Raw genomic sequence first — 20909 nt, 5'->3', positions numbered from 1 at the left:
GGCGACTGCGGGCCCGTTGCGGCTGGTCGCGCAGTTCCCCGCGCCCCTGGGTACGTGCAGCTGACGCCCTTCAGGGGCGCGGGGAACTGCGCGACCGACCCCCACCGGCCCGCAGACGACGTCAGTCCAGGTAGCCCCTCAGCTGGTCCGCGAAAGCGTGGTCCCTCAGTTTGTTCAGGGTCTTCGACTCGATCTGCCGTATGCGCTCCCTGGTCACGCCGAAGATGCGGCCGATCTCCTCCAGCGTGCGGGGGCGGCCGTCGGCGAGGCCGTAGCGGAGCTGGACGACCTTGCGCTCCCGCTCCCCCAGTGTCGACAGGACCGCCTCCAGGTGCTCCTTGAGGAGGAGGAACGCGGCGGATTCGACGGGACTGGTGGCGTCGCCGTCCTCGATGAGGTCGCCGAGGGCGACGTCGTCCTCCTCGCCCACGGGCGCGTGCAGCGACACCGGTTCCTGGGCGAGGCGCAGCACTTCGCTGACGCGCTCCGGGGGCAGGTCGAGGTGGGCGGCGACCTCTTCCGGCGTCGGCTCGTAGCCCCGTTCCTGGAGCATGCGGCGCTGGACGCGGACGACCCGGTTGATGAGCTCCACGACGTGGACCGGGACGCGTATCGTGCGGGCCTGGTCGGCCAGGGCGCGGGACATGGCCTGGCGGATCCACCAGGTGGCGTAGGTGGAGAACTTGTAGCCGCGGGCGTAGTCGAACTTCTCGACGGCACGGATGAGCCCGAGATTGCCCTCCTGGACGAGGTCGAGCATGGTCAGCCCGCGCCCGACGTAGCGCTTGGCGACGGAGACGACCAGGCGCAGGTTGGCCTCGATGAGGCGCCGCTTGGCCATCCGGCCCATGACGACGAGGCGGTCGAGATCCAGCGCCAACTGGCTGTCCAGGTCGGGGGCGAGCCGCAGCTTCTCCTCCGCGAACAGGCCGGCCTCGACGCGGCGGGCGAGCTCGACCTCCTCGGCGGCGGTCAGCAGGGGGATGCGGCCGATCTCCCGCAGGTACTGGCGGAACAGGTCCGAGGAGGGGCCGCTGGTGTCGGCGCGGGCCGGCGGCGGTTCGACGGCTTCGGGAGCATCGGCCGCCTCGACGGCCTCGGCGGGCGGCTCCTCCGGTTCCGGCTCGGGGCGGAGCACGACGCGGCCCTGCGCCGGGACCGCGGGAAGGACGTCGTCCTCCGCGTCCGGTGCGGTGCCGTCGGCGCCGACGGCAGCGCTGACGTCGGTCTGGGTGAGGGTCTGGGTCTGCACGGGGGCGACCTCCAGGATGATCGCTGCCAAGGAGTACGGCAGCGGTACTTCGGGGACGGAGTCGGCGGCCTCGCCGCTGTCCGTCCCGTACGCGATGAGCGGAACCGCGGGGGTCTGGGACCCGTCGGGGACGGATCGGCCGCGCTCCGAGGACTCAGGCACCGGAACCCAGTGTGGGGTAAGACACATCGTCGCCACGAGGGGCGTGCGATGACTTTTTGCTTCCGGTCCGTGACCGCGCGGTGACCTCAGAGCGCGGCGGCGCCGTGTTCCCGCAGAGCCTGGTCGTACTGCTGGAGGACCCAGAGTTCGTTCTGCACGGCGGCCAGCTGGGCCGCATCGCCGTGGCTGCCGAGGCGGGTGAGCTGGCTCGTGATGTCGCGGATGCGGCGTTCCACGGCGCGGCGGCGGACGGTGACCAACTGGGCGCCCGCGTAGGTCTCGTCGACGCCCTTCACGCCCTTGTGCAGCAGGATCGCCTCGACGGCCAGCTCCGTCACCATCGCGCGGACCGCGTCGTCCGGGGCGGCCTCGCGCACCTTGACCAGGTAGTCCTGGGGGTCCGCGACGCCCGGTTCGGCGCCGCCGGCGTCCATGATGGCCTGGCGTACGGCGGCGTAGGGCGGGGCGGTGAACTCGTCGACGCCGTAGGCGTCGAAGGCCGGGGAGACCAACTCGGGTCGCTGGAGGGCGAGTTTGAGGAGTTCTCGTTCGGTGGCGTAGACGGGGTTGCGGAGGTTGAGGGCCGGGCCGCGGGGGCCGGCGGACGGCTGGGCGGAGGCGTACTGCTGCGATCCGTGCTGCCGACTGTCCGGGGCCGGGCCCTTGCCGCCGCGGTCGCGGGCCCAGCGGGCCAGCTGCGCCACGCGCTTGACCACGAACTGGGTGTCGAGGATGCCGAGCATGCCGGCGAGCTGGACGGCGACCTCGTGCTGGGCGCCGCTGTTCTTGATGCGGGCGACGATCGGGGCCGCCTCGTCCAGGGCGGCGGCGCGGCCCGCGGGCGTGTCCAGGTCGTAGCGGACGACGATCTGGCGGAGGGCGAACTCGAAGAGCGGGGTGCGGGGTTCGACCAGGTCCGCCACCGCCTCGTCGCCCTTGGCGAGCCGCAGGTCGCAGGGGTCCATGCCGTCGGGGGCGATGGCGATGTACGTCTCGGCGGCGAACTTCTGGTCGTCCTCGAACGCGCGCAGGGCCGCCTTCTGGCCTGCCGCGTCGCCGTCGAAGGTGAAGATGACGCGGGCCGAGCCGTTGTCCATCAGCAGCCGGCGGAGGATCTTGATGTGGTCGCCGCCGAAGGCCGTGCCGCAGGTGGCGATGGCGGTCGTCACCCCGGCCAGGTGGCAGGCCATCACGTCCGTGTAGCCCTCGACGACCACCGCGCGGCTCGTCTTCGCGATCTCCTTCTTCGCCAGGTCGATGCCGTACAGGACCTGGGACTTCCGGTAGATCGCCGTGTCGGGCGTGTTGAGGTACTTGGGGCCGTTGTCCGCCTCGTACAGCTTGCGGGCGCCGAAGCCGACGACCTCGCCGCCGATGTCGCGGATGGGCCACATCAGGCGGCCGCGGAAGCGGTCGATGGGGCCGCGGCGGCCCTCCTGGGCGAGGCCGGAGAGGATGAGCTCCTTGTCCGTGAAGCCCTTGCCGCGCAGATAGCGCGTGAGGTGGTCCCAGCCCTGGGGGCTGTAGCCGACGCCGAAGTGGACGGCGGCGGCCTGGTCGAAACCGCGCTCGGCGAGGAAGACCCGGCCGGTGTCGGCCTCGGGGGAGGTCGCGAGCTGTTCCGCGTACCACTCGGCCGCGATCTTGTGGGCCTCGACCAGGCGGATCCGTTCGCCGCGCTGGTGGGAGGGGTTGTACCCGCCCTCCTCGTAGCGCAGGGTGATGCCCGCCTGACCGGCCAGGCGCTCGACCGCCTCCGAGAAGGAGAGGTGGTCGATCTTCATCACGAACGTGATGGTGTCGCCGCCCTCCTGGCAGCCGAAGCAGTGGAACAGTCCCTTGCTGGGGCTGACCTGGAAGGACGGTGACTTCTCGTCGTGGAACGGGCAGAGACCCTTGAGGTTGCCGCCGCCCGCGTTGCGCAGCTGGAGGTACTCGGACACCACGGCGTCGATCGGGACCGCGTCCCGTACCGCCTTCACGTCCTCGTCGTTGATCCGTCCAGCCACGCAGTGATTCTACGGGGCAGAACTGACACTCCTGCGGCGGTGACCGCCCCCCGGCCGGGGGTCCGGGGGTTGCCCCCGGGAATTGCAGCACGGTGGTGCAGTGACAGTCCTGACGGCTACGAGCCGAGGCCGTCCAGCGGCACGTGCGGGTCGGCCAGCGCCTCCGTGTTCACGCGGGCCTTGGAGCGGATCAGCTGCTGGATCTTGTCTGTGACATCCCACACGTTCACGTTCATCCCGGCCAGCACCCGGCCTTCCTTCACCCAGAAGGCGATGAACTCGCGCCGGCTCGCATCGCCCCGGATCACCACCTGGTCGTACGTCCCCGGCGGCGCCCAGCCGGAGTACTCCATCCCGAGGTCGTACTGGTCGGAGAAGAAGTAGGGCACACGGTCGTACGTCACGTCCCGGCCGAGCATGCAGCGGGCGGCGGCGGGGCCGCCGTTCAGCGCGTTGGCCCAGTGCTCCACCCGCATGCTGGTCTCGAAGAGGGCGTGGTGGAAGGAGGCCACGTCGCCGGCCGCGTAGATGTCAGGGTCGGAGGTGCGCAGCCGCTCGTCGACCACGACGCCGCCGCCCCGCGCCCGGTCGGCGATCTCCAGCCCGGCCGCCTCCGCGAGAGCGACCCGCGGTGCCGCGCCGATCGCGGCCAGGACGTCGTGCGCCGGGTGTTCCTCGCCGTCTTCCGTACGGGCCGCGAGGACCATGCCGTCCTGGCCGACGATCTCGGTGAGCCGGGTGCCGAACTGGAAGCGGACGCCGTGGTCGCGGTGCAGGTCGGCGAAGAGCTGGCCGAGCTCGGGGCCGAGGACCGAGTGCAGCGGGGTCGGCCCGCTGTGGATCACGGTGACCTCCGCGCCGTACTCGCGGGCCGCCGCCGCGACCTCCAGGCCGATCCAGCCGGCGCCCGCGATCACGAGGTGGCCGTTGTCCCGCCCGAGGTTGGTCAGCACGTGTTTGAGCCGTTCGGCGTGGGCGAGGCGGCGCAGGTGGTGGACACCGGCCAGGCTCGTGCCCGGGATGTCGAGACGGCGGGGCTCGGCGCCGGTCGCCAGGAGCAGCTTGTCGTAGCGGACGACCGTGCCGTCCTCGCCGAAGCGGACCGTCTTGGCCGTGCGGTCGATCGCGTCGACGGTCTGGCCGAGGTGCAGCTCGATGTCGTTCGCCGCGTACCAGGCGGGCTCGTGCACGAAGACACTGTCGCGTTCCTCCTTGCCGAGGAGGTAGCCCTTGGACAGCGGCGGGCGCTCGTAGGGGTGGTCACGTTCGTCGCAGATCAGTATCACGCGGCCGGTGAAGCCCTCCGCCCGGAGCGTCTCGGCCGCCTTGGCGCCGGCGAGTCCGCCTCCGACGATGACGAATGTCTGATCCGCGTCGACCACTTGGTGCCTCCTCGTAAGGGTGTCGCCACTTGCGAGCGTCCCGCACGGAGCGTGATGCGGGAAGAGGGAGTGACCCGATCAGGCCACGGAGGGTCACGATCGGGCGTGCCGTGTTCCCTTGTATCCCGGGTGTTGTGCCCTGTTTCCCGTCGTTTTTCCCGTTGGTTTTCCCGCCAGTCTCATGCGTGCCCTGTCAGACGGGCGTGAAGCGAGCGGGCGGAGGTGTCGGTGAGGGAGGCGATGTGGTCGACGATCACCCGCTTGCGGGCCCGGTCGTCCGGCGCCCGGTCGAACAGGGCGCGGAACTGCGGGTCCAGGCCGTCCGGGGCGCGGGCGGTGAGCGCCTCGGCCAGTTCGGCGACGACGATGCGCTGGTCGGCGCGCAGGCGTTCCTGCTCGGCGCGCTGCATGACGTAGAGGTCGGCGACGGCCTTGAGGACGGCGCACTCCAGACGGGCCTCGCGCGGCACGACCAGTTCCGCGGCGTACCGGGTGAGCCGTCCGGCGCCGTACATGGTGCGGGTCGCGCTCTCGGCGGCCAGGCAGAAGCGGCCGATGAGCTGGCTGGTGGCGTCCTTCAGCCGGGCCTGGGCGACGGCGGTGCCGTCGTAGCCGTGCGGCCACCACTCCTGGGCGAGGAGCCGGTCCAGGGCCTCGGCGAGTTCGGCGGGGTCGGTGTCCGCCGGTACGTACCGGTCGCGGGCGACCTGGAAGACGTCCTGCCGTTCGGGTTCCGCGTGCAGGCAGTTCGGGTCGATGTGGCCGGCGTGCAGGCCGTCCTCCACGTCGTGCACCGAGTAGGCCACGTCGTCGGACCAGTCCATGACCTGCGCCTCGAAGCAGATACGGGCACCGGGGGCGCCTTTGCGGACCCAGTCGAAGACCGGGCGGTCGTCGTCGTAGACACCGAACTTGCGGGACGCCGGGTCACTGGGGTGGGCGCCGCGGGGCCAGGGGTACTTCGTGGCGGCGTCGAGGGCGGCGCGGGTGAGGTTGAGGCCGACGGAGCCTTCGGGGGTGAACCTTTTGGGCTCGATGCGGGTGAGCAGTCTGAGGGACTGGGCGTTGCCCTCGAAGCCGCCGCAGTCCGCCGCGAACTCGTTGAGGGCCTGTTCGCCGTTGTGGCCGAAGGGCGGGTGGCCGAGGTCGTGGGAGAGGCAGGCGGCTTCCACGAGGTCCGGGTCACAGCCGAGGGCCGCGCCCAGTTCGCGGCCGACCTGGGCGCATTCGAGGGAGTGGGTGAGGCGGGTGCGGGGGCTGGCGTCCCAGGCCGGGCCCATCGTGCCGGGCGTCACCACTTGGGTTTTGCCGGCGAGTCTTCTCAGGGCGGCGCTGTGCAGGACTCGGGCCCGGTCGCGTTGGAAGGCGGTGCGGCCGGGGCGTTTGTCTGGTTCCGGGGCCCAGCGGTCGGCTGACGCCGGGTCGTAGGCCGGGGGGGTTTGTGAGGTGCCTGCCATGGGTCGACAGTACGGGCATGGGTGTGCTGTGTGCCTGAGCGTTTGCCGGGTTCGGGTGTGTGGCGGGTGCGGGTCGGGGTGGCTGGTCGCGCCCACGCGGCGGAGCCCCGCGCCCCTCAGGTACCTGCACCAACCCGCGTTTTAAGCCGAAGCCAATTCGGGCACAGCCGACGAAGCCGCCGCCAGGGCCTCGTCGTAGCGGTGGAGGAGGAGGTGGGCCATGGACGAGTGCGTGCCGAGGGGGGCCGCCGCTATCCAGGGGGCCGACTGGGCGCACTCCGTGGCGAAGCGGCCGGGGGCCGTGAAGTAGGAGGCCAGGGCTATGTGGCGGCGGCCCCTCGCGAGCAGGGTGCGGACGGCCGTCTCGACCGTCGGGGCCGCTGCGGAGGCGTAGGCGGGGATGACGGGGACGCCCAGGCGAGCGGCGAGGAGGTGGGCCGTGCGGCCGGTGTCCGTCTTGGCGTCCGGGTCGCGGGAGCCGGCCGCGGCGAGTACCACCGCGCTGCTGCTGCGGGGCGTGCCGCCCCAGCCTGCCTCCGTCAGGCGGGCCTGGAGGGCGTCCACCAGGAGGGGGTGCGGGCCCAGCGGGGCCGCCACGTGGGTGCGGGCCCGGGAGGCCGCGGCCATCTCGGGGATGTCCTGCTTGACGTGGTAGCCGCGGCTGAGGAGGAGGGGGACCAGGACCGCCTCCGTGTCTCCCAGGGCGGCGAGCGTGTCGGGGAGCAGGGGGGCGTTCAGTTCGATGTGCCCGAGGTGCACCGGCACGTCGGGGCGCAGCGCGCGGACCCGGTCCAGGAGCGCGCGTACGGTGCTCAGCGCTCGGGGGTCGCGGCTGCCGTGCGCCACGACCACGAGGGCGGGCGCGGCCGGGCGGCGCGTGGCGGGCTGCGGGACGAGGCTGAGCTGACTGGGCATGCAACCGATGGTCGCCGCCGCACGTTGCCTTCCCGTTGCGTGGGCGTCACGGGTGTTTTCCGGCGGTTCACGATGTGGGACGGGTGGAGTGTGAGGCGGCCTGACCTGGCGGTTCCGTGTAACGCGTGAAGCTGGTCACGCGGAGGCGGATGAACCGGGCGGTCCGTGTGGACGTCCCTGACTGCGAGGGGCCGACCTGGGGAGGGACCGCCGATGCGTCGTGTGACGTTCCGCAGACCACGGCTGCCGCGTACCCGGCGGGGGCAGCGGCGGCTCGTGCAGGCCGTGATGGCCGGGTGCGTGCTCGCGCTGCTTCCGGCGACCTGGATGTACGTGGCCGCGGGTGACCGGCTGCGGACGGCGGCGGACGTGCCGCGTACCGAAGTGGCCGTGGTGTTCGGTGCCGGGTTGTGGGACGGGGAGCCGTCGCCGTACCTCGCGCACCGGCTGGACGCGGCGGCCGGGCTGTACCGGCAGGGCCGGGTCGAGGTGGTGCTCGTCACCGGGGACAACAGCCGCGAGGACTACGACGAGCCGGACGCGATGCGCGTGTACCTGACGCGGCACGGGGTGCCCGACGGGCGGATCGTCAGCGACTACGCGGGGTTCGACACCTGGGACTCCTGCGTGCGGGCGAAGAAGATCTTCGGGGTGGACGAGGCCGTGCTGATCAGCCAGGGGTTTCACATCCGGCGGGCGGTGGCCCTGTGCGAGGCGGCGGGCGTCGAGTCGTACGGGGTGGGGGTCGACGCCGTGCATGACGCGACCTGGCACTACGGGGGCGCCCGGGAGATCCTCGCCGCCGGGAAGGCGGCTCTGGACGCGGTGTTCCGGCCGGATCCCCGGTTCCTCGGGCCCCGGGAGCCGGGTGTGGAGCGGGCGTTGGCCACGGTCGAGTAGCGGACCGGGCCGTCCGCCGGGGGCGGGAGCGCGGTCGGTGCGCTCCCACCCCCGGCCGGACTGTGACATCAGCGTCCGTGGAAGCGCGGGGGGCGCTTCTCGAGGAACGCCGTCATCCCCTCCTTCTGGTCGTCGGTGGCGAACAGGGCGTGGAACACCCGCCGTTCGAAGCGGAGGCCGTCCCGCAGGCCCGTCTCCAGGGCCCGGTCGACGCACTCGCGGGCCGCCCTGACCGCCGTACGGCCGTACGAGGCGATGGCCGCCGCCGCTTCCAGGGCCTCGGCGAGGACCCGGTCGTCGGGGACCACGCGGGAGACCAAGCCGCAGCGCTCGGCCTCCCGGGCGTCCATCGTGCGGCCGGTGAGCACCAGGTCCATGGCCTTGGCCCGGCCCACCAGGCGGGTCAGCCGCTGGGTGCCGCCGATGCCGGGTATCACGCCCAGCTTGATCTCCGGCTGACCGAACAGGGCCGACTCGCCCGCGACGACCAGGTCGCACATCATGGCCAGCTCACAGCCGCCGCCGAGCGCGTAGCCGGCCACGGCGGCGATCTTCGGGGTGCGCAGGTCCGCGAAGTCCTCCCAGGCCGCGAAGTAGTCCTCGGCCATCATGTCCACGGCCGACCTGCCCGCCATCTCCTTGATGTCCGCGCCGGCGGCGAAGACCTTCTCCGAGCCGGTGACGACGAAGCAGCCGGCGTCAGGGTCGTCGTCCAACGGGCGGAGGACGCCGAGGAGTTCGGCGAGCAGTTCGGAGCTGAGCGCGTTCAGGGCGTGCGGGCGGTGCAGGCGGACGGTCACCACACGGCCGTCCCTTTCGACTTTCAGGTGGTTCATCTTTCCTCCCTGGAAGGTGGGTCACGAGTCCCAGATCGCGCCGTACGCCGGAATCCCCCGCCGTTCCAGGCCGTGCACCACCTGCCAGGTCAGCCGCTTGTTGGAGATGCAGATGACCGCCTCCGCACCGAAGTCGCGGTACGCGGCGTGGGCGAGCCGCACCATGTCGGGCTTGCCGTGCCGGGAGGTGTCCCAGACCAGGGCGTGCGGCTGGACGGCGAGGATCTCGTCGACGAGGGCGTCACCGTAGGTGGCGCGGGGGTCGCGGGTCGCCCAGACCAGGCGCGAGGGGACCTCGGCGGCGAGCAGATGGGGCAGGCAGGGGCCGATGCCGCTGCCGGTCGCCACGTAGACCACCTTCCTGAACAGGACCTCGATGTTGGCGACTCCGGCCGTGGTGATGCCCTTCACCCACACCCGCGGGGGCAGGTCGTCGATGAAGGAGCCGGTCCAGTCACCGGCGCGGGAGATGGTGAGCCGGAAGCCGGAGCGGCCGGGGGCCGGGACGTTGGCGAAGGAGTGCCACTCCTTCAGCGGGCTGCGGCTGATCGCGGTCGAGGAGCCGGCGAAGGGGGTCTCGCCGTAGTCGAAGTGAGCCAGCGTCACGTGCGGGGAGGGGCGTTCGGTGCGGACGTCCACCTTGCGCAGCCGCAGCCAGGGCAGCGCCACGCTGAACGTGACGACGGCGAGGACCGCGAGCGGTACCGGTCCCTGGCCGGAGAGCAGGGTGTGGGTCCAGAAGAGCGCGAGGGCGCTCCAGCCGCCGAAGCGGTGGATCTTCTCGAAGTGGTCGTGGTGGCGGGAGCGGAAGGGTGGCAGGGCCGTGGCGACGATCAGGGCGAGGAGGGCCACCAGGGTCCAGCTCACCGTGATCAGCGGCAGGTCCGTCCCGGCGCGGGTCACCGCGACCGTCAGGGCCAGGAACCAGGCCGCCCCGGCCAGCGCCCCGCCCACGTGCAGCCCGCCGAAGTGGTACACCTTGCCGAGCGTCCAGCGGACCTTCAGCGGCCAGCTCACCGGGGCCGAGGTCGCCAGCCGGAACAGCAGGTTGATGACGTACTGCTGGCGTACGAGGACGGCCAGGGCGAGGTTGGCGAGGGCCGCGTGCCCGAGGGTCGGCGTGGCCGGGGGTCCGGCGGCCCACAGGAACGCCGCGTTGGCCAGGAGCACGAGGGCCGCGAGGCGGTTGTAGTGCATCAGGCGGGGGTGCTTGAGCAGGCGGCGGGGGGCGGGCAGGAGCGGCGGGAGGTCGCCCGTGTCCTGGCGGGCCCGGGCGGGTGACGTGGTCATCGGGCCACCGCCACGCGCTCGTCGAGCATGCCGAGCAGGGCTTGTTTGTCGACCTTGCCGCGGTCGGTCTCGGGAAGGAAGGCGAGGGGCAGGACCTGCTCGGGGACGCAGTAGTAGGGCAGGGCGTCCGCGACGGCGCGGCGGGCCGTGTCCGGGTCGACGTCGGCGGGGCAGACGAAGGACACCAGGGTGCGGGCGTCGCGTTTCAGGGTGACGGCGCGGGTGCAGCCGGCGGCCGTCTCCAGGACGGAGGAGACGGAGTCCAGCTCGACGCGGAAGCCGCGCACCTTGACCTGGTCGTCGGTGCGCCCGAGGTGCTCCAGCTCGCCGTCGGGGGTCCAGCGGCCGAGGTCCCGGGTGCGGAACATGCGCCGGCCGCCGCCGAGGAAGGGGTCGGGGGCGTAACGCTCGGCGTTGAGGGCGTCGTCGCCGAGGTAGCCCGCGGAGACGCAGTCGCCTCCCGCCCACATCTCGCCGGCCTCGCCTACGGGCAGGGGGCGCCGGTCGGGGTCGAGGACGTAGACCGTGTTGTTGGGGGTGGGGCGGCCGATGGTGAGCAGCGGGGCGGCCGGGTCGTGGCGGCTCATCGTATTGACGATCGTGGTCTCCGTCGGACCGCAGCAGTTGTGGAAGGCGGCCTGCCGGGCCCAGCGGTCGGCCAGCGGGCGCGGGCAGGGCTCCCCCGCGACGGCGACCGTGCGCACGCGCGGGCACGCGGCGGGGTCGAGGCCGGACAGCACGGTCGGCGTGGCGATGAGCACGTCGGCGGTGCGGGCCGCCGCGGCGATGTCCTTGCCGCGGATGACGAGGGTGCCGCCGTGGGTGAGGCAGCCCAGGATCTCCCAGGCGGCCATGTCGAAGGCGATGTTGAGGAGCTGGGCGACCCGGTCACCGGGGCGGATGCCGAGACCGCCCGGCTCGGTGAGCAGGATGTTGGCGACGTTGCGGTGGGTGACCTTCACGCCATTGGGGCGGCCGGTGGTGCCGGAGGTGAACAGGACGTAAGCGCCGTCGTCGCCGGTGACGCGCGGGCGCGGGGCCGGGGCGTACGGCTGCGGCTCGTCGAGCGCGAGCAGCAGGTGACCGTCCGGCAGCGGCACGCGGTGGGCGTGTTCGGCGGCCGTGAGGACGACCCGGGTGCGGGCGGTGCGGATGACGTGGGTGAGCTGGGCCGGGGGTGCGAGGCCGATGTCCTGCGGGACGTAGGCGGCGCCGGCCTTCAGGATGCCGAGCAGGCCGACGAGCATCGGGATCGAGCGGCGGACGAACAGGCCGACGTGGTCGCCGGGGCGTACTCCCTCGCGGACGAGGCGGGCGGCGAGGGCGTCGGCGTACCGGTCGAGCTCGCCGTAGGTGAGGCACGCGCCCTGGTGTTCGGCGGCCACGGCGTGCGGGACGGCCGCGGCGTGCCGGGCGACGGCGTGGTGCAGGAGCGGGTCGGGGACGGGGACGCTGGGGCCCCGGCCGTATCGCCGGAACAGCTCTCGGTCCTGGGGGGTCAGATGGCGCAGAGGCATGATCGGTTGGCCTCCTGGCTGTTTCGAGTGTGGGAGTCGAACGCCGTACGGAGTCGTGCGAGCGCTGCGCGTAGCGAGAGCGTAGTGGCGCTGCTTCAACACTCAACTAGGTCGGATCAGCCAAGAAAGGAGAGCAATGAGCCACATGTGGCGTTTTTCGTCACATCGGCAACGTCCGTGCCGGTCGGCGGCGACGTGAAGGTGGGCAGGCGTGTGCCTCACGCGGGCGGACCGGCGGCGGGGAGGTTGCCGTCCCTGCCGCGTAACAGGGAACCGTCCCGGGCGTAACACGGCCGAAGCACGCTGAACGGTATGCAGACCACCGCCACGCCCACGCACTGCCCGTACTGCGCCTTGCAGTGCGGGATGAACCTGACGCCCGCGCCGGACGGGACCGTCGAGGTGAGCGAGCGTACGGACTTCCCGGTGAACCGGGGCGCGCTGTGCGGCAAGGGCCGTACGGCGCCGGCGGTGCTGGCCTCGAACGTGCGCCTGACGTCACCGCTGGTGCGCGACGGGGGCGAGCTGGTGCCGGCCTCCTGGGACGAGGCGCTGGACCGGATCGCCGAGGGGCTGCGCCGCACGCGCGCCGAGTACGGGCCGGACGGGGTCGGGGTGTTCGGCGGGGGCGGTCTGACGAACGAGAAGGCGTACACGCTCGGCAAGTTCGCGCGGGTCGTGCTCGGCACGTCCCAGATCGACTACAACGGCCGTTTCTGCATGTCGTCGGCCGCGGCGGCCGGGATCAAGGCGTTCGGCCTCGACCGGGGGCTGCCGTTCCCGCTGGAGGACATCCCGAAGACCGGCTGCGTGATCCTGGTCGGGTCGAACCTCGCGGAGACCATGCCGCCGTCCCTGCGTTTCCTCACCGAGCTGAAGGAGAACGGCGGCACGCTGGTCGTCATCGACCCGCGCCGCACGAGGACCGCCGAGCAGGCGGACCTGCACCTGGCGCCCCGGCCGGGCACCGACCTGGCGCTCGCCCTGGGCCTGCTGCACCTGGTGATCGCCGAGGGCCGGGTGGACGAGGAGTACGTCCGGGAGCGGACGGCGGGCTGGGAGGACGCCCGGGCCGCCGCGATGGCGCACTGGCCGGAGTACGTGGAGCGGATCACGGGGGTTTCCGTCCCCGAACTGCGGGAGACCGTACGGATGTTCTGCGAGCCCGAGTCGGCGATGGTGCTCACGGCACGCGGGCCCGAGCAGCAGTCCAAGGGCACCGACACGGTGGGCGCGTGGATCAACCTGTGTCTGGCGACCGGCCGGGCGGGCCGCCCGCTGTCCGGGTACGGCTGCCTGACCGGGCAGGGCAACGGGCAGGGCGGCCGCGAACACGGCCAGAAGGCCGACCAGTTGCCGGGCTACCGCAAGCTCGACGACCCGGCGGCGCGGCGGCACGTCGCCGACGTGTGGGGCGTGGACCCGGACTCGCTGCCCGGCCCGGGGCGCAGTGCCTACGAGCTGCTGGACGCGCTGGGCACCGACATCAAATCCCTGCTGCTGATGGCGTCCAACCCGGTGGTGTCGGCCCCGCGGGCCGCGCACATCGAGGAGCGCCTCAAGTCCCTGGACTTCCTGGCCGTCTGTGACGTGGTGCTGTCGGAGACGGCGGCTCTCGCGGACGTGGTCCTGCCGGTCACGCAGTGGGCCGAGGAGACGGGCACGACGACCAGCCTGGAGGGCAGGGTCCTGCTCCGCCGCCAGGCCATCACCCCGCCCGACGGCGTCCGCAGCGACCTGGAGGTCATGCACGAACTGGCCGCCCGCCTGGGCGTGGAGAAGGGCTTCCCGACCGACCCGGAGGAGATCTTCGAGGAACTCCGCCGGGCGAGCGCGGGCGGCCCCGCGGACTACTCGGGGATCACGTACCGCAGGATCGTGGAGGAGAACGGGCTGTTCTGGCCTTGTCCGGCGGTGGAGCCGGAGGGTCTGACGGGGGACCAGGACGGGGCGGGCGGCCCGGGCGCGCAACGGGGCGCGGCGGGCCGCCCGGCCTCCACCGAGACGGAGGAAACGGTGGGCGTTGCCCACCCCGGCACCCCGCGCCTCTTCCTCGACCGTTTCGCCACCCCCGACGGACGCGCCCGCTTCGTCCCCGTCTCGCACCGGGCCATCGCCGAGGAGCCGGACGACGAGTACCCGGTGCTGCTCACGACCGGGCGGGTCGTGGCGCAGTACCAGTCCGGGGCGCAGACCCGGCGTGTGGCGGAGCTGAACGCCGCCGCGCCCGGGCCGTTCGTGGAGCTGCATCCGCGGCTGGCGGCCCGGCTCGGGGCGGCCGAGGGCGATCCGGTGGCCGTCGTGTCCCGGCGGGGCCGGGCCGTGGCGCCCGCCCGGATCACCGACACCATCCGGCCCGACACGGTCTTCATGCCGTTCCACTGGCCGGGCGAGGGCCGCGCCAACTCCCTCACCAACCCCGCGCTCGACCCGACCTCCCGGATGCCGGAGTTCAAGGCGTGCGCGGTGCGGCTGGAGGCGGTGCGGCCCTGAGTTCCGCGCCGGTGCGGCTCACTTCACGTTGACCGCGCTCCAGGCCGCCGCCACGGCCTTCTGCTCCGTGCCGCCACCGCCGAAGAGGTCCTTCGCCGCGTTCAGGGTCGCCGTACGGGCGCCCGCGTAATCCGTCGAGGACGTCATGTAGACCGTCAGGGCGCGGTACCAGATCTTGCCCAGCTTGGCCCGGCCGATCCCGTTCACCGTGGAGCCGTCGCAGGTCGGGGAGGTGTGGCTGACGCCGTTGATCGTCTTCGCGCCGCTGCCCTCCGCGAGCAGGTACGCGAAGTGGTTGCCGACGCCCGAGGAGTAGTGCACGTCGAGGTCGGCGAGGCCCTCGCTCCAGCAGTCGGCGGACTTGCCGTCCTTCGACGGCTCGTCCATGCGGCGCAGGGCCTCCCGGCCGAGCCCGGAGCGGACGACCTTCTCGCCGATGAGCCAGTCACCGGGGTCCTTCGCGTTGTCCGCGTAGAACTCCACCAGCGTGCCGAAGATGTCCGACGTGGCCTCGTTCAGGCCGCCGGACTCGCCCGAGTACGTCAGCGCCGCCGTCTTCGACGTCACGCCGTGGGACATCTCGTGTCCGGCCACGTCCAGCGAGACCAGCGGTCCGAGCTGCTTGCCGTCGCCGTCGCCGTACGTCATGCAGAAGCAGTTGTCGTCCCAGAAGGCGTTGTTGTAGTCCTTGCCGTAGTGGACGCGGTTGTACGAGCCCTTGCCGTCGCCGGCGATGCCGTCGCGGCCGTGCAAATTCTTGAAGTAGTCCCAGGTGACGTCCGTGCCGTACTGGGCATCCACCGCGACCGTCGCGCGGTCGGAGACCGTGCCCGTGCCCCAGTGGTTGTCGGCGTCCGTGAACACCGTCGCGGGGGCGCGGGTCAGGCAGACGGTCAGCAGGCACTGGTCCGTCTTGTTCGCCGCGTCGCCCGTGTACGTACCGCCGCGCGTCGCGTCCTTGAGGCGGTACGACGACCCGGACTCCGTCGTCTCCAGCGGAACCGTGCCGCCGTAGAGGGACTCGCCGTCGCCCGACGCCGATTCCAGGGTGTCCCAGGCGTCGATCCGGTCGCCGGTCGTCGCGTCGGTCAGCACCGTGCGCCCGACCGGGTTGCCGAGCCCGTCGTGCGCCACCGCGTCGGTCTGCCAGGCCAGCTTCGGGGCTCCGTGCAGGGCGTCGACGACCAGCCGCGGCTTGGCGGTCAGCTTCTTCAGGGTCTCGCCGAGGTGCGCGGCGCGCAGCAGGTTCGCGGCGAGGTCGGCGGCCTTGGGGGCGGTCACCTTCGGGGTGACGCTCTCCAGGGCGAGCGCGGACTTCGTCGCCCGGCTCGCGCCGCGGTAGGTGCCGTCCGGGTTCAGGTGGAGCACGAAGTCGCCGCCCAGGACCGGGAGTCGGTGGTACGTGCGGTCGTAGCGGACGTGCCGGGTGCCGTCCTCGTCGACGACCACGTCCCGGACCTTCGTCTTCTGGGCTGTGGTGAGGCCCAGTTCCGCGGCCCGCTCGGAGAGGACCGTCCCGGCACTCTCGATCGCGTCGGACCGGGTCGGCCGGTCCTCCGCCAGGGCGGTGGGCGAGAGCGCGGCGGCCAGCAGGGCGGCGGTGCCGGTGACGGCCACCCCGGCGATGACGGGACGGGACCCTCGGACGTGACGTATCCGGCTCATCGGTCTCCTCATACGGGCGCACCCGGTCGCGTGGGGTCGACCGGGTGCGGTGTTGATGTTGACCGCGAGTCAAGTCGGGCCGGACATGTCATGTCCATAGGCCCGCTGTGCAGGAGTGTGAGGGTGGAGAATCGTTCCTGTGACCCTCCCCTTCTTCGTCTACGGCACCCTCCGCCCCGGTGAGGTCAACCACGGCCTCTTCCTGCGCGGCCGCACCCGCTCCGAGGTGCCGGGGCGGCTCCCGGGCGCGGTGCTCTACGAGGGGCCGGGCTATCCCTACGCGGTCGAGGATCCGGACGGCGGGGTCGTGTGCGGGGAGCTGGTGACCGCGCACCCGGAGACCTACGCGGAGCTGCTCGCCGAGCTGGACCGGCTGGAGGACTACGTGCCGGGCGACCCGCGCAGCCTGTACGAACGCGTCGAGCGGAAGGTCGTACGCGAGACGGACGGGGCGGCCGTCCGGGCCTGGGTGTACGTCGCCGCACCCGCCGTCGCCGCACGGCTGCGGACCCGGGGGAGGCCGATCGCGGGCGGGGACTGGCGGGTGCGGGGGTGAGAGGGGTCGGGCAGGGCGCGGCCGGGGCTCAGCCCGCGTACGGCGTCTTCGCCCTCGCCTCGCGCAACGCCCGGCCCCACCACACCAGTTGGTCCAGCATGGTCTTGGCCGCGGCGTCCGGGCCGGACGGGTCGTGCAGGGCGCCCGCGTCGTCGAAGGACGCGCCGGCGTTGTGGAAGGAGACCGTGTCGCGGACCGTCACGGCGTGGAGCTCGGCGAAGACCTGACGCAGGTGCTCGACGGCGCGCAGGCCGCCGGCCAGTCCGCCGTAGGAGACGAGGGCGACGGGCTTGGCCCGCCACTCGCCGAAGTGCCAGTCGACGAGGTTCTTCAGGCCCGCCGGGAAGGAGTGGTTGTACTCGGGCGTGAGGATGACGAAGGCGTCCGCGCGGGCCAGTTTCGGGGTGACACCGGACAGCGCGGCGGTCGCCTCGGGGGTCGGTTCGAATGACGTCGGCAGATCGACGTCGGCGACGTCCACGACCTCGGTGACCAGGTCGCCCCGGTCCCGGAGGTGGTCCAGGAGCCAGCCGGCGACGACCGGGCCGAAGCGGCCATGGCGGTTGCTGCCGACGACGAGGGTCACCCGCAGGGGCTCGGTCGCGGGCTGGACAGGGGCGGGTGCGTTCGTAACGGCTGTGTTCATGCGGCACAGCCTCATACCTCAAGCTTTCTTGAGGTCAAGCCCCGACGGACGCGGCATCCGGGTCACCCGTTCACACGCGCGTCCCGGGCTTTTCCGCGCCCCGTCCACTGAACGCCCGTGACCTGCCCAAACGGCCACGAGGAGCAGCCTGTCCGCCTCCCCCTGACACCCATTCACCCCAATTCTGACGCACCATCAGAACGCGCGGTCGCCCCGCTGCCCGTTACCTCGGAAGGGCAGGTGCACGAACGAACAGCTCGGAGGAGCACCGATGCGACGTACCGCCCGGCCGCTGACCGGTACCGCGCTCGCCGTCGCCGCCGCGGCTATCGCCGCCGCTCCCGCGTACGGCGCGCCCACCGATGACGTGGAGGTGTCCCCGTCCTCGGTCGTCCCGGGCGGACACGTCACGGTGCGCACGGCGGCCTGCGGCGACGGCGGGACCGCGACGGGCGACGCCAGCGCGGTCGGGGCCGGTTCCCTCAGCCTCGCGCCGGGCCGAAACGAGCAGGACGCGACAGGGCGGTTCAGGGTGCCGCCGAGCGCGCAGCCGGGGACGTACGAGATCACGGCGACGTGCACCGGGAGCGGCCGGCGCATCACCGGTGACCTGGTGGTCACGCTGACGTCCGAGGGCCGGCAGGTCCATCCCAGAGGGAGTGTGAAGACGGGGGTCGGCGGTGCCCTGGGCCCCGATCCCGTGCAGACCGCGGCCGGCGTGGCGGCCCTCGCCGTCGCCGCCGCGGGCGGTACCTGGCTCCTGCATCGCCGGGCGAGAGGCGACGGGATCTGACGGACACCCTCCGCTGTCCGTCGCCGGTACCGCATCTCCCCTCCCCCTCCGGGTCCGACGCCCCTCGCGGCCCGGAGGGGGCACGGGGCGGACTCCGGGACCAGAGGGGTCTGGGGGCCGGTGGCCGGAAACCGGGCGGCTTGGGGATCAGGAACCGGACGGCTATCGGGGATCGGGAAAGGGTCGGGCATGCGCAGGTTCCCCAGGTACGGCAGCAGGTTCGGCAATCCGGCCAACGCCGCCATGGCGGCCGTCACGGTGTTCGCCCTGTGCTCCGGGACATGGCTGCTGCGCAACGGCGCCGAGACGCACGCCCCGCCGCAGCCCTCCGCCGCGCAGGCCCGCGCCGGGCAGGACGGCCGGGCGGGACAGGACGGCCGGGCCGGTGAGCGGCCCGGCGTGCCCGCGCTGCCGCCCTCGCCGCCCGACCGCATCCGCATCCCGGCGATCCGGGTGGACGCGCCCCTGACCGGCCTCGGCCTGACGAGGACCGGCAGTCTCGACGTACCGCCCGCCGAGCGGAAGAACCTCGCCGGCTGGTACGAGGCCGGCACCACGCCCGGCGAGCGGGGCACCGCGATCGTCGCCGGCCACGTCGACAACGCCGACGGCCCGGCCGTCTTCTACCGCCTCGGCTCCCTGGCCAAGGGCCGCACGATCGAGGTGGACCGGCGCGACGGCAGCGTCGCGGTGTTCACCGTGGACGCCGTCGAGGTGTACGCGGCGAAGGACTTCCCCGACGAGAAGGTCTACGGCGCCGCCCACCGCCCCGAACTGCGGGTCATCACCTGCGGCGGCGGCTACTCACGCGGCTCCGGTTACCAGGGGAACGTCGTGGTCTTCGCGCATCTGACCGGCAGCCGGTGAGCCTCCCAGGACGTTGGCCCTCCCCCAGGCGCCCAGCGGTTCCAGAGCCTCGTTCAGGGAGACGCCCCGGGGTGTCAGCGAGTACTCCACGCGGGGCGGCACCTCGTCGTACGCCTCGCGGTGCACCAGCCCGTCGGCCTCCATCTCCCGCAGATGCGAGGCGAGCACCTTCTCGGTGATCCCCGGCAGCTCTCGGCGCAGCTCGCCGAAGCGGCACGGCCGTTCGTGCAGCGCCCAGAGGATCAGCACCTTCCACTTGCCGCCGATCACGTCCATCGCCGCGTCGATCCCGCAGACGTACGCCCCCGGCCGCCGTCCCGTCCTCTGCATGCCCGAGCCCTCCCCTTCTCCTGCCTGGACCCTTCCCCTGGGGTAACCACCCACTTCGAAGTACGTACTTGAGCGGGCGCTCCCCTCGGACGAGCCTAAACGCCATGACCGACAACGCAGTTGCTTCCCGCACCCCTCTCACCGTCCTCGGCACCGGCGACATGGGCACGGCCCTGGCCCGCGCCTGGCTGGCCGCCGGGCACCCGGTGACCGTCTGGAACCGCACCGCCTCCCGCGCCGAACCCCTCGCCGCCGAGGGCGCCACCGTCGCCCGGACCGCCGCGGAGGCGGTGGCCGCGAACCGGCTCGTGGTCCTCTGTCTGCTCGACGACGCCTCCGTGGGCGAGGCCCTCGACGGGGCCGCTCTCGCGGGACGGGACCTGGTGAACCTCACCACGGGCACGCCCGGCGAGGGCCGCAGCCGCGCCGCCTGGGCCAAGGAGCGCGGCGCCCGCTTCCTGGACGGCGGGATCATGGCCGTCCCGCCGATGATCGGAGCCCCGGAGTCCGGCGGGTACGTCTTCTACAGCGGCTCGCCCGAGCTGTTCGAGGAGCACCGGGACACCCTCGCAGTCCCGGCCGGCACCCGGTACGTCGGGGCCGACCCGGGCTTCGCCGCGCTGCACGACGTGGCGCTGCTCAGCGCGATGAGCTGCATGTTCGCGGGCGTCACGCACGCCTTCGCGCTCATCCGCCCGGAGGACATCGCCCCGAAGGACTTCGCGCCGCTGCTCGTGGACTGGCTGACCGCGATGGCCCCTGCCGTGCACCAGACCGCCGACCAGCTTCAGAGCGGCGACTACACCAGGAACGTCGTCTCCAACCTCGCCATGCAGGTCGCCGGCAACGCCACACTGCTGCGCACGGCCGGGGAGCAGCGGGTGAGCCCGGAGCTGCTGACGCCGTACATGGCGCTGATGGAGCGGCGCCTCACCCGGGGGCACGGCGACGAGGACGGCACGGGGATCATCGAGCTGCTGGATTTGCGGGCGGGGGCGCCCTCCTAGTACCGCCTAGTACCGCGGCACTAGGCCAGCCACTGCTCGTACGCCAGGTTCGCCACCAGCGCGAACACCACCGTCAGCAGCACGACGCGGACGAAGCCGCTGCCCTGCTTCAGGGCGGTGTGGGCGCCGAGCGTGCCGCCCGCCAGGTTGAACACGGCCATCAGGGCGGCCAGCTGCCACAGGACCGCGCCCTGCCAGGCGAAGGTCGCGAGGGCACCCGCGTTGGTGCAGCAGTTGACGATCTTGGCGGTGGCGGAGGCCGTGACGAGGTCGAGGTGGAGCAGGGCGGTCAGCGCGAGGACCAGGAAGGTGCCGGTGCCGGGGCCGATGAGACCGTCGTAGAAGCCGATGCCGAGGCCGGCGAGGCCGATCGCCGCGAGGATCTGCCGTCGGGTGGCCGGGCCGGTCGCGGGGGCCGTGCCGAAGGCGGGCCGCAGGATCACGAAGGCGGCCACCCCGAGCAGCACCACCATGATCACCGGCTTGAGGACGTCGGTGCTCATCCCGGCCGCGAAGAAGGCCCCGGCGGAGGATCCGGCGAGGGCGGCCAGCCCGATGCGCACCGCCGTACGGACATCCACCGGGGCCTTGCGGGCGTATGTCACCGCCGCGCCCGTCGTGCCGACGATGGCCACCGCCTTGTTGGTGCCCAGGGCGTGCGCGGCGGGCGTGTGCGACGGCAGTCCGAGCAGCAGCACCGGCAGCAGCAGGAGCCCGCCGCCGCCGACCACGGCGTCGATCCACCCGGCGGCGAGAGCCGCGAGGCAGAGCAGAGCGATCATGGTCAGCGATATGTCGGGCATGATCGGGAGCCTATGCGACCGCGGTGCGA

Annotated in this window: 18 protein-coding genes; 6 read left to right on the top strand and 12 right to left on the bottom strand. The window is 72.6% G+C overall.

The window, feature by feature from the left end; translation table 11 throughout:
* Window positions 1–121: 121 nt before the first annotated feature.
* The 5 genes from QC385_RS27145 to QC385_RS27125 form a co-directional block, all read right to left on the bottom strand.
* Window positions 122–1414: an RNA polymerase sigma factor gene (locus tag QC385_RS27145; protein WP_279543993.1), complete on the bottom strand. Its 1293-nt coding sequence runs from the start codon at window positions 1412–1414 to the stop codon at window positions 122–124.
* Window positions 1415–1500: 86 nt separating this feature from the next.
* Window positions 1501–3423 carry a DNA primase gene (gene dnaG, locus QC385_RS27140; protein WP_279543992.1) on the bottom strand — a complete coding sequence of 641 codons (1923 nt, stop codon included), beginning with the start codon at window positions 3421–3423 and terminating at the stop codon, window positions 1501–1503.
* Window positions 3424–3539: 116 nt separating this feature from the next.
* A complete protein-coding gene (locus QC385_RS27135; RefSeq protein WP_279543991.1) occupies window positions 3540–4805 on the bottom strand; it encodes an NAD(P)/FAD-dependent oxidoreductase in 1266 nt (421 codons plus the stop codon).
* A gap of 179 nt (window positions 4806–4984) precedes the next feature.
* Window positions 4985–6262 carry a deoxyguanosinetriphosphate triphosphohydrolase gene (locus tag QC385_RS27130; RefSeq protein ID WP_279543990.1) on the bottom strand — a complete coding sequence of 426 codons (1278 nt, stop codon included), beginning with the start codon at window positions 6260–6262 and terminating at the stop codon, window positions 4985–4987.
* A 141-nt stretch (window positions 6263–6403) separates the two neighbouring features.
* Complete coding sequence (locus QC385_RS27125; RefSeq protein ID WP_279543989.1) at window positions 6404–7177, bottom strand: sirohydrochlorin chelatase; 774 nt, start codon at window positions 7175–7177, stop codon at window positions 6404–6406.
* A 213-nt stretch (window positions 7178–7390) separates the two neighbouring features.
* Between QC385_RS27125 and QC385_RS27120 the strand changes: the two genes are divergently transcribed.
* The gene (locus QC385_RS27120; RefSeq protein WP_279543988.1) at window positions 7391–8077 is read left to right on the top strand and encodes a SanA/YdcF family protein; all 687 of its coding nucleotides are present in this window, start codon (window positions 7391–7393) and stop codon (window positions 8075–8077) included.
* A gap of 68 nt (window positions 8078–8145) precedes the next feature.
* Here the strand turns inward: QC385_RS27120 and QC385_RS27115 are convergent, their stop codons facing one another.
* Genes QC385_RS27115 through QC385_RS27105 form a run of 3 tightly spaced genes read right to left on the bottom strand, consistent with a single transcriptional unit; the run spans window position 8146 to window position 11720 of the window.
* The gene (locus QC385_RS27115; RefSeq protein WP_279543987.1) at window positions 8146–8913 is read right to left on the bottom strand and encodes an enoyl-CoA hydratase-related protein; all 768 of its coding nucleotides are present in this window, start codon (window positions 8911–8913) and stop codon (window positions 8146–8148) included.
* 21 nt (window positions 8914–8934) lie between these two features.
* Window positions 8935–10203 carry a hypothetical protein gene (locus tag QC385_RS27110; RefSeq protein ID WP_279543986.1) on the bottom strand — a complete coding sequence of 423 codons (1269 nt, stop codon included), beginning with the start codon at window positions 10201–10203 and terminating at the stop codon, window positions 8935–8937.
* Window positions 10200–11720, bottom strand: coding sequence for an amino acid adenylation domain-containing protein (locus tag QC385_RS27105; protein ID WP_279543985.1), 1521 nt, complete (start codon window positions 11718–11720; stop codon window positions 10200–10202). The genes QC385_RS27110 and QC385_RS27105 overlap by 4 nt, the downstream gene beginning before the upstream one ends.
* A gap of 312 nt (window positions 11721–12032) precedes the next feature.
* On the opposite strand from QC385_RS27105, the gene QC385_RS27100 reads away from it, so the two are divergent.
* Window positions 12033–14213, top strand: a complete 2181-nt coding sequence (locus QC385_RS27100) for a molybdopterin oxidoreductase family protein (RefSeq protein ID WP_279543984.1) — start codon at window positions 12033–12035, stop codon at window positions 14211–14213.
* A gap of 18 nt (window positions 14214–14231) precedes the next feature.
* On the opposite strand, the gene QC385_RS27095 is transcribed toward QC385_RS27100, so the two are convergent.
* The gene (locus QC385_RS27095; RefSeq protein WP_279543983.1) at window positions 14232–15878 is read right to left on the bottom strand and encodes a M4 family metallopeptidase; all 1647 of its coding nucleotides are present in this window, start codon (window positions 15876–15878) and stop codon (window positions 14232–14234) included.
* Window positions 15879–16017: 139 nt separating this feature from the next.
* Between QC385_RS27095 and QC385_RS27090 the strand changes: the two genes are divergently transcribed.
* Entirely contained in the window at window positions 16018–16434 is a 417-nt protein-coding gene (locus QC385_RS27090; RefSeq protein ID WP_279543982.1) for a gamma-glutamylcyclotransferase family protein, read from the top strand.
* A 28-nt stretch (window positions 16435–16462) separates the two neighbouring features.
* On the opposite strand, the gene QC385_RS27085 is transcribed toward QC385_RS27090, so the two are convergent.
* Window positions 16463–17080, bottom strand: coding sequence for an NADPH-dependent FMN reductase (locus tag QC385_RS27085; RefSeq protein WP_279543981.1), 618 nt, complete (start codon window positions 17078–17080; stop codon window positions 16463–16465).
* Window positions 17081–17351: 271 nt separating this feature from the next.
* Between QC385_RS27085 and QC385_RS27080 the strand changes: the two genes are divergently transcribed.
* Together QC385_RS27080 and QC385_RS27075 are read left to right on the top strand one after the other, a co-directional pair.
* A complete protein-coding gene (locus QC385_RS27080; protein ID WP_279543980.1) occupies window positions 17352–17873 on the top strand; it encodes a hypothetical protein in 522 nt (173 codons plus the stop codon).
* 189 nt (window positions 17874–18062) lie between these two features.
* The gene (locus QC385_RS27075; protein ID WP_279543979.1) at window positions 18063–18740 is read left to right on the top strand and encodes a class F sortase; all 678 of its coding nucleotides are present in this window, start codon (window positions 18063–18065) and stop codon (window positions 18738–18740) included.
* Here QC385_RS27075 and QC385_RS27070 read toward each other — a convergent pair.
* The gene (locus QC385_RS27070) at window positions 18678–19070 is read right to left on the bottom strand and encodes a winged helix-turn-helix transcriptional regulator (RefSeq protein ID WP_279543978.1); all 393 of its coding nucleotides are present in this window, start codon (window positions 19068–19070) and stop codon (window positions 18678–18680) included. The genes QC385_RS27075 and QC385_RS27070 overlap by 63 nt on opposite strands.
* Window positions 19071–19174: 104 nt before the next feature.
* Between QC385_RS27070 and QC385_RS27065 the strand changes: the two genes are divergently transcribed.
* The gene (locus QC385_RS27065) at window positions 19175–20077 is read left to right on the top strand and encodes an NAD(P)-dependent oxidoreductase (RefSeq protein WP_279543977.1); all 903 of its coding nucleotides are present in this window, start codon (window positions 19175–19177) and stop codon (window positions 20075–20077) included.
* Between the two features lie 20 nt (window positions 20078–20097).
* Here the strand turns inward: QC385_RS27065 and QC385_RS27060 are convergent, their stop codons facing one another.
* Window positions 20098–20880 (bottom strand): sulfite exporter TauE/SafE family protein, encoded by a 783-nt coding sequence (locus tag QC385_RS27060; protein ID WP_279543976.1) that lies wholly within the window; start codon window positions 20878–20880, stop codon window positions 20098–20100.
* Between the last annotated feature and the right edge of the window lie 29 nt (window positions 20881–20909).

Origin of the sequence: Streptomyces sp. DH10 (assembly GCF_029813805.1) — a bacterium.
Classification (GTDB): domain Bacteria; phylum Actinomycetota; class Actinomycetes; order Streptomycetales; family Streptomycetaceae; genus Streptomyces; species Streptomyces coeruleofuscus.
The sequence above is the reverse complement of the archived record's forward strand: the minus strand, read 5'-3'. Positions and strand labels throughout refer to the sequence as shown.

Bases quoted from the DNA above. Each gene is read 5' to 3' on its own strand.
- QC385_RS27075 (WP_279543979.1), top strand. From the start codon at position 18,063: ATGCGCAGGTTCCCCAGGTACGGCAGCAGGTTCGGCAATCCGGCCAAC.
- QC385_RS27085 (WP_279543981.1), bottom strand. From the start codon at position 17,080: ATGAACACAGCCGTTACGAACGCACCCGCCCCTGTCCAGCCCGCGACC.
- QC385_RS27060 (WP_279543976.1), bottom strand. From the start codon at position 20,880: ATGCCCGACATATCGCTGACCATGATCGCTCTGCTCTGCCTCGCGGCT.
- QC385_RS27130 (WP_279543990.1), bottom strand. From the start codon at position 6,262: ATGGCAGGCACCTCACAAACCCCCCCGGCCTACGACCCGGCGTCAGCC.
- QC385_RS27070 (WP_279543978.1), bottom strand. From the start codon at position 19,070: ATGCAGAGGACGGGACGGCGGCCGGGGGCGTACGTCTGCGGGATCGAC.
- QC385_RS27095 (WP_279543983.1), bottom strand. From the start codon at position 15,878: ATGAGCCGGATACGTCACGTCCGAGGGTCCCGTCCCGTCATCGCCGGG.
- QC385_RS27080 (WP_279543980.1), top strand. From the start codon at position 17,352: ATGCGACGTACCGCCCGGCCGCTGACCGGTACCGCGCTCGCCGTCGCC.
- QC385_RS27065 (WP_279543977.1), top strand. From the start codon at position 19,175: ATGACCGACAACGCAGTTGCTTCCCGCACCCCTCTCACCGTCCTCGGC.
- QC385_RS27100 (WP_279543984.1), top strand. From the start codon at position 12,033: ATGCAGACCACCGCCACGCCCACGCACTGCCCGTACTGCGCCTTGCAG.
- QC385_RS27105 (WP_279543985.1), bottom strand. From the start codon at position 11,720: ATGCCTCTGCGCCATCTGACCCCCCAGGACCGAGAGCTGTTCCGGCGA.
- QC385_RS27110 (WP_279543986.1), bottom strand. From the start codon at position 10,203: ATGACCACGTCACCCGCCCGGGCCCGCCAGGACACGGGCGACCTCCCG.
- QC385_RS27115 (WP_279543987.1), bottom strand. From the start codon at position 8,913: ATGAACCACCTGAAAGTCGAAAGGGACGGCCGTGTGGTGACCGTCCGC.
- QC385_RS27120 (WP_279543988.1), top strand. From the start codon at position 7,391: ATGCGTCGTGTGACGTTCCGCAGACCACGGCTGCCGCGTACCCGGCGG.
- QC385_RS27125 (WP_279543989.1), bottom strand. From the start codon at position 7,177: ATGCCCAGTCAGCTCAGCCTCGTCCCGCAGCCCGCCACGCGCCGCCCG.